Source organism: Pseudomonas sp. 31-12 (assembly GCF_003151075.1).
Classification (GTDB): Bacteria; Pseudomonadota; Gammaproteobacteria; order Pseudomonadales; family Pseudomonadaceae; genus Aquipseudomonas.
In genome coordinates this window covers 2,982,658-2,994,408 of the sequence record NZ_CP029482.1, presented here as the reverse complement: position 1 = coordinate 2,994,408, position 11,751 = coordinate 2,982,658, and the positions used below count along the sequence as shown (strand labels likewise).

At 59.4% G+C, this 11,751-nt stretch carries 9 protein-coding genes; 7 read left to right on the top strand and 2 right to left on the bottom strand.

The annotated features are described in order from the left end of the window. Positions 1-9: 9 nt before the first annotated feature. Entirely contained in the window at positions 10-1,494 is a 1,485-nt protein-coding gene (locus tag DJ564_RS14175; protein ID WP_109630313.1) for an NCS1 family nucleobase:cation symporter-1, read from the bottom strand. 553 nt (positions 1,495-2,047) lie between these two features. Between DJ564_RS14175 and hydA the strand changes: the two genes are divergently transcribed. From hydA to preA, 3 genes are all read left to right on the top strand, one after another. Next, on the top strand, positions 2,048-3,487 hold the full coding sequence (hydA, locus tag DJ564_RS14170) for a dihydropyrimidinase (RefSeq protein WP_109630310.1): 1,440 nt from the start codon (positions 2,048-2,050) through the stop codon (positions 3,485-3,487). A gap of 154 nt (positions 3,488-3,641) precedes the next feature. After that, the gene (locus DJ564_RS14165) at positions 3,642-5,009 is read left to right on the top strand and encodes an NAD(P)-dependent oxidoreductase (protein WP_109630307.1); all 1,368 of its coding nucleotides are present in this window, start codon (positions 3,642-3,644) and stop codon (positions 5,007-5,009) included. Further along, positions 5,010-6,284, top strand: coding sequence for an NAD-dependent dihydropyrimidine dehydrogenase subunit PreA (preA, locus tag DJ564_RS14160; RefSeq protein ID WP_109630305.1), 1,275 nt, complete (start codon positions 5,010-5,012; stop codon positions 6,282-6,284). 210 nt (positions 6,285-6,494) lie between these two features. Here preA and DJ564_RS14155 read toward each other — a convergent pair whose 3' ends face one another. Continuing rightward, entirely contained in the window at positions 6,495-7,115 is a 621-nt protein-coding gene (locus tag DJ564_RS14155) for a TetR/AcrR family transcriptional regulator (RefSeq protein ID WP_010455096.1), read from the bottom strand. 257 nt (positions 7,116-7,372) lie between these two features. On the opposite strand from DJ564_RS14155, the gene DJ564_RS14150 reads away from it, so the two are divergent. From DJ564_RS14150 to DJ564_RS14135, 4 genes are all read left to right on the top strand, one after another. Next, entirely contained in the window at positions 7,373-8,668 is a 1,296-nt protein-coding gene (locus DJ564_RS14150; protein ID WP_109630302.1) for an OprD family porin, read from the top strand. Positions 8,669-8,875: 207 nt separating this feature from the next. After that, positions 8,876-9,694 carry an NAD(P)-dependent oxidoreductase gene (locus DJ564_RS14145; protein WP_109630299.1) on the top strand — a complete coding sequence of 273 codons (819 nt, stop codon included), beginning with the start codon at positions 8,876-8,878 and terminating at the stop codon, positions 9,692-9,694. A 53-nt stretch (positions 9,695-9,747) separates the two neighbouring features. Beyond that, positions 9,748-10,641, top strand: a complete 894-nt coding sequence (locus tag DJ564_RS14140) for an SMP-30/gluconolactonase/LRE family protein (protein WP_109630296.1) — start codon at positions 9,748-9,750, stop codon at positions 10,639-10,641. A 61-nt stretch (positions 10,642-10,702) separates the two neighbouring features. Beyond that, on the top strand, positions 10,703-11,674 hold the full coding sequence (locus DJ564_RS14135) for a TRAP transporter substrate-binding protein (RefSeq protein ID WP_109630293.1): 972 nt from the start codon (positions 10,703-10,705) through the stop codon (positions 11,672-11,674). Positions 11,675-11,751 lie beyond the last annotated feature (77 nt).

Sequence of the window (11,751 nt, the reverse complement as noted above, 5' to 3'; positions counted from 1 at the left end):
GGCCAGTGTTCACACCGCCGATTTCACGACAGTCGGATTAGGCCGCATCGAGCACAACCCGTAATAAATCAGCCCACCCAGCGCCGAGCCGGTGAACCAGCCATAGCTGTAGAACCAGCTGAATGCATCGCTGCCCAGCGACAGCAGCGTCAACGCCACTGGCACGCCAAACGCGATAAAGCCGAACCAGTTCCACGCCGGGTACACGTCATCGCGATACAACCCGGCCAGGTCCAGTTGCTGTTTCTTGATCAGGAAATAGTCCACCACCATGATCCCGGCGATCGGGCCCAACAGGCTCGAATAGCCCAACAGCCAGTTGGAATACACGGTCTCCAGGCTCACATCCGAGACGATCAACCCGAGCTTCTTCAGCAGTTCATGGGCCATCAGCGCCAGGCCGACCAGGCCGGTGAGGATCACCGCTTTGGTGCGGTTGATGAGCTTGGGCGCGACGTTCTGGAAGTCGTTGGTCGGCGAAACGATATTGGCCGCGGTGTTGGTCGACAATGTCGCGATGATGATCAGTGCCATGGCCAATGCGACCCAGACCGGGCTCTGGATGTGGCCGATCAGGGTGACCGGATCGGAGACGGTGACGCCCACCAGTTTGACCGAGGCGGCAGTCATCACCACGCCCAGCGAGGCGAACAGGAACATGGTCAGGGGCAAGCCGATAATCTGTCCAACGATCTGGTCTTTCTGGCTTTTCGCATAGCGGCTGAAGTCCGGGATGTTCAGCGACAAAGTGGCCCAGAACCCGACCATCGCGGTCAACCCGGCGGCAAAGTAACTGACCACGCTGGCCCCTTCCGGACGCTTGGGTGGGATCGCCATCAATTCGGTCATCGACACGTTCGGCATCGCCCACACCAGCAGCCCCACGCCCACCAGCACCAATAAAGGCGCGGAAAGGGTTTCGAGCCATTTGATCGAGTCCGCACCGCGAATCACCACCCACAGGTTCAAGGCCCAGAACACCATGAAGCCGATCACTTCACCGGTCCCGCCGAGGGCTTTCCAACCGTCGAACACCGAACCGAGAAACAGGTGAATGGCCAGCCCGCCGAACATCGTCTGAACGCCGAACCAGCCGCACGCCACCAGCGCTCGGATCAGACACGGAACGTTGGAGCCAAGAATGCCGAAGGACGAGCGCAACAGCACCGGAAACGGAATGCCGTACTTGGTACCGGGAAAGGCGTTCAGGGTCAGCGGGATCAGCACGATGATGTTGGCGAACAGAATCGCCAGCAGCGCTTCACCGACACTCAAGCCGAAATAGGCGGTGAGTACGCCGCCGAGGGTGTAGGTCGGCACGCAAATCGCCATGCCAACCCACAACGCTGTGATGTGCCATTTGTTCCAGGTTCGCTCGTGCACCTTGGTCGGTGCCATGTCGTGGTTGTAACGGGGACTGTCGAGGACGTCGCTGCCGGCTTCGAGCTCAAACAAGCCGTCGCGCTCGGTCACTTGCGATCTGATCTGTTGCATGGCCGCTCCACTGTTCTTTGAATTATTTTTTGCTCATCAGGGGCTGGCGGCATCAATAAGCGTGCCGGGCACCCCTGTTGCGCATCGGGCAGTTCCACAAAAACTCCGCAACCCACTGATGTTTATCAGTTTTTATATACAGTCCGGATAAGTCCTCGGTGACTTGCCTGTTCACTCAGGCCGAATGCCAGGCAAGTTGTCCGAACAGTCAGGGCTCAATCTGGTGCATACATCTTTTTTTCAAAGTTGCGCATCAACCATAGACCATCCTCAAGCAGCTGATTTCACATAAGAAATCTCGTTCATTTTTAGAACCTGTCAAGTGCGTCAAAATGGTTCGAAGCCACACCATTTTGGTGAGTTAACGTTTTTATCGTTAATTATCAATATATTAAAACAGTCATAAGCTTATAAAAAATATTCTTGCTCATTCCATAAACTCAGACTAGCTTCTATTCCTGACAGCGTTGACAGGAATACTCCTGTTTGCGTCAGCTTCATATAAAACATTTAGAACCGGCATAAGTCGGTCATTGCCTGCGAGGAACTCGGAATGTCTCTGTTGATCCGTGGCGCCACCGTTATTACCCATGATGAAAGTTATCGCGCCGACGTCTATTGCGCTGATGGCGTGATTAAAGCCATTGGCGACAACCTTGATGTTCCGGCGGGCGCTGAAGTGCTCGACGGCAGCGGCCAATACCTGATGCCCGGCGGCATCGACCCGCACACGCACATGCAACTGCCCTTCATGGGCACCGTCGCCAGTGAAGACTTTTTCAGCGGCACGGCGGCAGGCCTTGCCGGTGGCACCACGTCGATCATCGATTTCGTGATTCCCAATCCGCAGCAATCCTTGATGGAAGCGTTTCATCAATGGCGCGGCTGGGCCGAGAAATCGGCGTCGGATTACGGTTTCCACGTCGCGATAACCTGGTGGAGCGAACAGGTTCGCGAGGAAATGGCCGAGCTGGTCAGCCAGCACGGGGTCAACAGCTTCAAACATTTCATGGCGTACAAGAACGCGATCATGGCGGCCGATGACACCTTGGTGGCGAGTTTCGAGCGCTGCCTGGAACTCGGCGCGGTGCCGACGGTGCACGCGGAAAACGGCGAGCTGGTCTACCACCTGCAACGCAAGCTGATGGCCCAGGGCATGACCGGGCCTGAAGCGCATCCGCTGTCGCGCCCTTCCCAAGTGGAAGGCGAAGCCGCCAGCCGGGCGATCCGTATCGCCGAAACCCTGGGCACGCCGCTGTACCTGGTGCATGTCTCGACCAAGGAAGCGCTGGACGAAATCACCTACGCCCGCAGCAAGGGCCAGCAAGTCTACGGCGAAGTACTGGCCGGGCATTTGCTGCTGGACGACAGCGTCTACCAACACCCGGACTGGCAGACCGCCGCCGGTTACGTGATGAGCCCGCCCTTCCGTCCTCGCGGCCATCAGGAAGCGCTTTGGCATGGCCTGCAATCGGGCAACCTGCACACCACCGCCACCGACCATTGCTGCTTCTGCGCCGAGCAGAAAGCCGCCGGCCGCGATGACTTCAGCAAGATCCCCAACGGCACCGCCGGTATCGAAGACCGCATGGCCGTGCTCTGGGATGAAGGGGTCAACACCGGGCGTTTGTCGATGCAGCACTTCGTGGCGCTGACCTCCACCAACACCGCGAAGATCTTCAACCTCTACCCGCGCAAAGGGGCGATTCGCGTGGGTGCGGATGCGGACCTGGTGCTGTGGGACCCGGAGGGGACACGGACCATTTCGGCGAAAACTCACCACCAGCAGGTCGACTTCAACATCTTCGAAGGCAAGACCGTACGTGGCGTACCGAGCCATACCGTGAGCCAGGGCCGGGTGGTGTGGGCTGATGGCGACTTGCGGGCCGAGCGTGGTGCCGGGCGGTATGTCGAACGACCGGCGTATCCGGCGGTGTTTGATTTGCTGAGCAAGCGGGCTGAACAAAATAAGCCGACTGCTGTGAAACGCTGAAATCGAGGCCTTCGGCCATCGCGAGCAGGCTCGCTCCCACATTTGAAATGCGCTCCCCTGTGGGAGCGAGCCTGCTCGCGATGGCGCCAGTACAAGCGCCACAAAAATCAATGCCCATCAGAGGCATCACCTCAATAACCGTGAGGCCAACACCGTGATCAAGACCCTGAACCACCTCCCGCATCCCTATGAGAATGCGGCCACCCTCGCCGGCCATTTCACCGACCTGGCGCCGCCACTCAACGACCGCCAGGCCCATCTTGAAGCCTCGCGCTGCCTGTATTGCTACGACGCGCCATGCGTGAACGCCTGTCCGAGCGAGATCGATATTCCGTCGTTCATTCGCAATATCCATCAGGAAAACGTCCAGGGCGCCGCGCAGAAAATCCTCTCGGCGAACATCCTCGGCGGCAGTTGCGCCCGGGTGTGCCCGACGGAAATCCTCTGCCAGCAAGCCTGCGTGCGTAACAACGACCACGAATGCGCACCGGTGCTGATCGGCCTGTTGCAACGTTACGCGGTCGACAACGCGCATTTCAGCGAACACCCCTTCCAGCGCGCCGCCGCCACCGGTAAACGCATTGCCGTAGTCGGTGCCGGTCCGGCCGGTTTGTCCTGCGCTCACCGCAGTGCGATGCATGGCCACGACGTGGTGATTTTCGAGGCGCGGGAAAAGGCTGGCGGCCTCAACGAGTACGGGATCGCCAAATACAAACTGGTGGATGACTACGCGCAAAAGGAACTTGAGTTTCTGCTGCAGATTGGCGGCATCGAAATCCGTCACGGGCAGAAACTCGGCGAAAACCTGAGCCTCAGCGAACTGCATCAGCAATTCGACGCGGTGTTCCTCGGCCTCGGTCTGGCCGCCAGTAAACAACTCGGCTTGCCTCACGAAGATGCGCCCGGCCTGCTCGCGGCCACCGACTACATCCGCGAACTGCGTCAGGCGGATGACCTGAGTCAACTGCCGTTGGCGGATCATTGCATCGTCCTCGGCGCCGGCAATACGGCCATCGACATGGCCGTGCAAATGGCCCGCCTCGGGGCTCGCGACGTGAATCTGGTGTACCGCCGCGGCGTCGAGGAAATGGGCGCCACCGGCCACGAACAGGACATCGCCAAAGCCAATCAGGTGCGTTTGCTGACCTGGGCGCAGCCCGAAGAAGTGCTGCTCAATGACCAAGGCAACGTGCGCGGCATGCGTTTCGCCCGCACGCACCTGGTAGAAGGTCGCTTGCAAACCACCGGCGAAACCTTCGAATTGGCGGCCGACGCGATTTTCAAAGCCATCGGCCAGGCCTTCGATGCCAGCGCCCTAGCCGATCCACTGGCACGCGAACTCAAGCGTCAGGGCGATCGAATCCAGGTCGATGAACAGCTGCGTACCAGCATTCCCGGCGTGTATGCCGGTGGCGACTGCACCAGCCTCGACCAGGACCTCACCGTGCAAGCCGTGCAGCATGGCAAACAGGCGGCCGAGGCCATCAACGCTCAACTGATGCTCAACGTGGAGGCTGCGTAAATGGCCGATCTTTCGATTGTCTTCGCTGGCATCAAATCCCCGAATCCGTTCTGGCTGGCCTCCGCGCCGCCGACCGACAAGGCTTACAACGTGGTTCGCGCCTTCGAGGCTGGCTGGGGCGGCGTGGTCTGGAAAACCCTGGGTGAAGACCCGGCGGCGGTCAACGTGTCCTCGCGATACTCCGCGCTCTTCGGCGCCAACCGTGAAGTGGTGGGTTTCAACAATATCGAGCTGATTACCGACCGCTCGCTGGAGATCAACCTGCGGGAAATCACCCAGGTCAAAAAGGATTGGCCGGACCGCGCGCTGATCGTTTCGCTGATGGTGCCCTGCGTCGAAGAGTCATGGAAATTCATCCTGCCGCTGGTGGAAGCCACCGGCGCCGACGGCATCGAGCTGAACTTCGGTTGTCCGCACGGCATGCCGGAACGCGGCATGGGCGCGGCGGTCGGCCAGGTGCCGGAGTACGTCGAGCAGGTCACCCGTTGGTGCAAGACGTATTGCTCGCTGCCGGTGATCGTCAAGCTCACGCCGAACATCACCGACATCCGCGTTGCCGCCCGAGCAGCCCATCGCGGTGGAGCAGATGCGGTATCGCTGATCAACACCATCAACTCGATCACCAGCGTCAATCTGGAGCGCATGGTCGCCAATCCCGCCGTCGGCAACCAAAGTACCCATGGCGGTTATTGCGGCTCGGCGGTGAAGCCGATTGCGCTGAACATGGTCGCCGAAATCGCCCGCGACCCGCAGACCCAAGGCCTGCCGATCTCCGGCATTGGCGGCATCGGCAGCTGGCGCGATGCCGCGGAATTCATCGCCCTGGGCAGCGGCTCGGTGCAGGTGTGCACGGCGGCGATGCTGCATGGCTTCCGGATTGTCGAAGAAATGAAGGATGGGTTGTCACGCTGGATGGACAGTCAGGGTTACGCCAGCATTTCGGAATTTTCCGGCCGCGCGGTGGGCAACACCACGGACTGGAAGTACCTGGACATCAACTATCAGGTGATCGCGAAGATTGATCAGGAGGCGTGTATCGGTTGCGGGCGTTGCCACATCGCTTGCGAAGACACTTCGCACCAGGCGGTGGCGAGCCTGAAGCAGGCGGACGGGACGCATAAGTACGAAGTGATTGATGACGAGTGCGTGGGCTGCAACCTGTGCCAGATTACCTGCCCGGTGGAGGATTGCATCGAGATGGTGCCGATGGAGAACGGCAAGCCGTTTCTGGATTGGAATCATGATCCGAGGAATCCGTACCATGTCGCCCTTTGAATGTTTGATTGATCAGAAATCCGCCCCTCACCCTAACCCTCTCCCCAAAGGGGCGAGGAGACTGACCGAGGTGTTTTTTAGATAGTTTGCGACCGGGGAAATCTGAGTCGAACTCAGGTTTGAATACAACGAAGATCAGCTCCCTTTCCCCTTCTCCCCTTTGGGGAGAGGGCTGGGGTGAGGGGGTGGCTCTAAAGAACACCGATATTCTCAAGGCTCCAACCCAATCCCCCGCAATATCACACTCGTCACCGTCTGCACCGCCCGCTCGAACTGCATGTCCGACAGCGGCTGATGATCATTGAGGATATTCACCTGATGATCAAAGTCCGCGTAATGCTGGGTCGAAGCCCAGATCATGTACAGCAGGCTTGAAGGCTCCACCGGCAGGATGCGTTTGTCGTCCACCCACTGGCGGATTTTCGCTTCTTTCATCTTGGCCCAGTCGTACAGGCTCGCGTCCAGCGCCACGCCCAGCGTCGGGGCGCCGTGGATGATTTCATTGGCCCAGACTTTCGAGCCATAAGGCCGGCTGCGGGAGTGGTTCATCTTGGCGCGGATGTAGCTGCTGAGCACCACGCGCGGGTCGTCGAACATCTCGAAGCACAACGCGTCCTGCTTCCACACTTCCAGCAAACCCAACAGCACGGCGCTGTACAGCTCGCTTTTGGTGCTGAAGTAGTAATGCAGGTTGGAGCGCGGCAGTTGCACTTCTGCAGCAATGTCAGCCATGGCGGTGCCGCCGAAGCCTTTTTCGGCGAAGACCTTTTCGGCCCCCAGCAAAATCTTCTCGACGTTACTGCGACGAATCTCGATCTTGTGATTGCCCATGAGGGCTCCCTGGCAACAGCGTTGGCCAAGACTAGCATCCGCTCTACCTCGCGGCGACCTCTGCTTCCGAGCCATGACTCGTCGCCGTATCAGCCGTTGGCGCAACCGATGTTCGCCCTTCAGATATCGGCAGCTGTCTAAGTCATCGTATAACTTCTGATTGACAACCCCTGAAAGCCTCGCAAATAATCGCCCCCGATGTTGTACGACGACGTATGACAAAAAATAAAAACAACAAGAAAAAAGGGAGCGTCACTGTGAGCAAACTCGTCCGCAACTCCTTCGCCAGCACCCTTCGCCCGACCTTCGTACGCCGCCACACCCTGAGCCTGATCGGTTGCAGCAGCCTGGCCTTCGCCTTGCCCATGACCAGCAATGCAGAAGGGTTCGTCGATGACGCCAAAGCCACGCTGAACCTGCGCAACGCCTACATCAATCGCAACTACACCAACCCGGCCTACCCACAGGGCAAAGCTGAAGAGTGGACGCAAAACTTCATCCTCGACGCCAAGTCCGGGTTCACTCCGGGCCCCGTCGGATTCGGCGTGGACGTGCTGGGCTTGTACTCGCAAAAACTCGATGGCGGCAAAGGCACTGGCGGCACACAGCTACTGCCGATCCACGACGACGGCCGCCCTGCCGACAATTTCGGTCGCATGGGCGTGGCGCTGAAAGGCAAAATCTCGAAGACCGAATTGAAGGTCGGGGAATGGATGCCGGTGCTGCCGATCCTGCGTTCCGACGATGGCCGCTCGCTGCCGCAAACCTTCCGTGGCGGCCAGGTGACGTCCACCGAGATCAGCGGCCTGACGCTCTACGGCGGCCAGTTCCGCCAGAACAGCCCGCGCAACGATGCGAGCATGGAAGACATGTCCATGAACACCAAAGCCGCGTTCACCTCGGACCGCTTCAACTTCGGCGGCGGCGAATACGCCTTCAATGACAAGCGCACCCAGGTCGGCGTCTGGTACTCAGAGCTCAGCGACATTTATCAGCAGCAGTATTTCAACCTGAGCCACAGCCAGCCCATCGGCGACTGGACCCTGGGCGCCAACCTCGGTTACTTCATCGGCAAGGAAGACGGCAGCGCCTTCGCCGGCGACCTGGACAACAAAACCGCGTTCGCCATGCTCTCGGCCAAATACGGCGGCAACACCTTCTACGTCGGCCTGCAAAAACTCAGCGGCGACGATGTCTGGATGCGGGTCAACGGCACCAGCGGCGGCACCCTGGCCAACGACAGCTACAACTCCAGCTACGACAACGCCAAGGAAAAATCCTGGCAACTGCGCCACGACTACAACTTCGTCGCCCTCGGCGTTCCCGGCCTGACAATGATGAACCGCTACATTAGCGGCGATAACGTGCACACCGGGGCGATCACCGACGGCAAGGAATGGGGCCGCGAATCGGAACTGGCCTACACCGTGCAAAGCGGCCCGCTGAAGAACCTCAATGTAAAATGGCGCAACGCAACCATCCGCAAGAGCTTCAGCACCAACGAGTTCGACGAAAACCGGATTTTCATCAGCTACCCGATTTCGTTGTTGTAAAGCAGACACTCCTTGCATGCTCACATTAACTTTGTGGCGAGGGAGCTTGCTCCCTCGCCACAGAAGCCCTTCTTGCCACAGAGATGTGTGAAATGACCCTCCGTCATTTTCAACCAAAGTCGCGTTGACAAGACTCGGAAAGCCTAACGATACTTCGGCATAGTCATACGACAACCTACAACAATAATTGCGTACTCAGGGACTTCCATGACCAGCACTCCTTCAGCCCCTTTCAATCGCCTGCTGCTGACCGGTGCCGCCGGTGGCCTGGGTAAAGTCTTGCGCGAAAGCCTGCGTCCTTATGCCAACGTCATTCGCCTGTCGGACATCGCCAACATGGCATCGGCCGTCGATGACCGCGAAGAAGTCGTTACCTGCGATCTGGCAGACAAGCAGGCCGTGCACCAACTGGTCGAAGGCGTGGACGCGATCTTGCATTTCGGTGGCGTATCGACGGAGCACTCGTTTGAAGAAATCCTCGGCGCCAACATTTGCGGCGTCTTCCATATATACGAAGCCGCGCGCCGCCATGGCGTGAAGCGGGTGATTTTCGCCAGTTCCAACCACGTCATCGGTTTCTACAAACAAGGCGAAACCATCGACGCCCACTGCCCTCGCCGCCCGGACAGCTATTACGGTTTGTCCAAGTCCTACGGCGAAGACATGGCCAGTTTCTACTTCGATCGCTACGGCATCGAGACCGTCAGCATCCGCATCGGCTCCTCGTTCCCGGAACCGCAAAACCGCCGAATGATGAGCACCTGGCTGAGCTTCGGCGACCTGACCCACTTGCTCGAACGCGCGCTGTACGCGCCGAACGTCGGCCATACCGTGGTCTACGGCATGTCCGACAACAAGAACGTCTGGTGGGACAACCGTTTCGCCACCGTGCTGGGCTTTGCTCCTCAGGACAGCTCCGAAGTGTTCCGCGAAAAAGTCGAAGCGCAGCCGATGCCCGCCGCTGATGACCCGGCCATGGTTTACCAGGGTGGCGCGTTTGTGTCGTCCGGCCCTTTCGGTGACTGAACCCGCTGACCTCACTTGATCCCCACAACAAAAACCCAAGGGAATGAGTCGCCATGCAAGCCGAATTGATTGTCGATGCCCGAAACGCGGTCGGTGAAAGCCCGGTCTGGGTCCCCGAGGAAAACGCCCTGTATTGGGTGGATATTCCTGCCGGTGGACTGCAGCGCTGGAGCGCCGACAGCGGGCATGTCCATGCCTGGACCGCCCCGGAAATGCTCGCCTGTATCGCCCGTCACAGCGACGGCGGCTGGGTGGCCGGGATGGAAAGCGGCTTCTTCCATTTGCAGCCGCACAACGACGGCAGCCTCGACGCCGAGCTGCTCGCGCATGTCGATCACGCCCGCGTCGACATGCGCCTGAACGACGGTCGCTGTGATCGTCAGGGGCGTTTCTGGGCCGGCAGCATGGTGTTGAACATGGGCGCCAACGCCGCCGACGGCACGTTGTATCGCTACAGCGCCGGACAGCGTGGGCCGCTCGAAGCGCGGTTTGATGGCTTCATCGTGCCCAACGGCTTGGGCTTCAGCCCGGACGGCCGGACGATGTACTTGTCCGATTCCCATCCCTTGGTCCAGCAGATCTGGGCCTTCGATTACGACATCGACAGCGGCACCCCGTCCAACCGGCGGCTGTTCGTCGACATGAACCAGTTCCCCGGCCGCCCCGACGGCGCCGCCGTTGATGCCGAAGGCGGCTACTGGATTTGCGCCAACGACGCCGGACTGATTCACCGCTTCACCCCGGACGGCCGACTGGACCGTTCCCTCGCCGTCCCCGTGAAAAAACCCACCATGTGCGCCTTCGGTGGCAGTCGACTGGACACGCTGTTCGTGACCTCGATCCGCCCCGGTGACGACCATGACCCTCAGTCATTGGCCGGCGGCGTGTTCGCGCTCGACCCCGGCATCAAAGGTTTACCGGAACCGCTGTTCAACGATCTGCTTTAACCGATTCTGCTGCACCGCTGCGCCTTGAATACAAAAAAAATAACAAACTGGAGACACCCCCATGGACTTCAAACGCACCTTGCTCGCCGCTGCACTCCCCTTGGCCTTCACCCTCAGCAGTGCCGCCCAGGCGCTGGAAATCAAATTCGCCGACATCCACCCGGCCGGCTACCCGACCGTGGTGGCCGAAGAACAACTGGGCAAAACCCTGGTGGCCGACAGCAACGGCACGCTGACTTTCAAGATGTTCGCCGGCGGTGTGCTCGGCTCGGAAAAAGAAGTGGTTGAACAAGCCCAGGTCGGCGCCATCCAGATGGCCCGGGTCAGCCTCGGCATCGTCGGGCCGGTGGTGCCGGATGTGAACGTGTTCAACATGCCGTTCGTGTTCCGCGATCAGGCGCACATGCGCAAGGTCATTGACGGTGAAGTCGGCGACGAAATCCTGGCCAAAATCACCGATTCCGAGTTTGGCCTGGTTGCCCTGGCCTGGATGGATGGCGGTACGCGCAACATCTACACAAAAAAACCGGTAAACAGCCCCGAGGATCTCAAAGGCATGAAGATCCGCGTAATGGGCAACCCCATGTTCATCGAAACCATCAACGCCATGGGCGGTAACGGTATCGCGATGGACACGGGCGAAATCTTCAGTGCCCTGCAGACCGGTGTGATAGATGGCGCGGAAAACAACCCGCCAACGCTGCTTGAGCACAACCACTATCAAAACGCCAAGTTCTACAGCCTGACCGGCCACCTGATCCTGCCCGAGCCTATCGTGATGTCGAAAATCACCTGGGAAAAACTCACCCCCGAGCAGCAGACGCTGGTGAAGAAAGCCGCCAAAGCCGCACAGGCGCAAGAACGCATTTTGTGGGACGCGAAGACGGCCAGCAGTGAAGAAAAACTCAAGGCCGCCGGGGTCAAGTTCATCACCGTAGACAAAAAACCTTTCTATGAGGCCACCGCCTCGATCCGCGAGAAATACGGCGCGCCTTACGTCGACCTGATCAAGCGCATCGAAGCCGTTCAGTAACCCTCCCTGCCCTCATGAAAGGCCCGGCGCCGTTGACGTTGGTGTATGTCAGCGCGCGCCCGGTTACGGTGGAACCC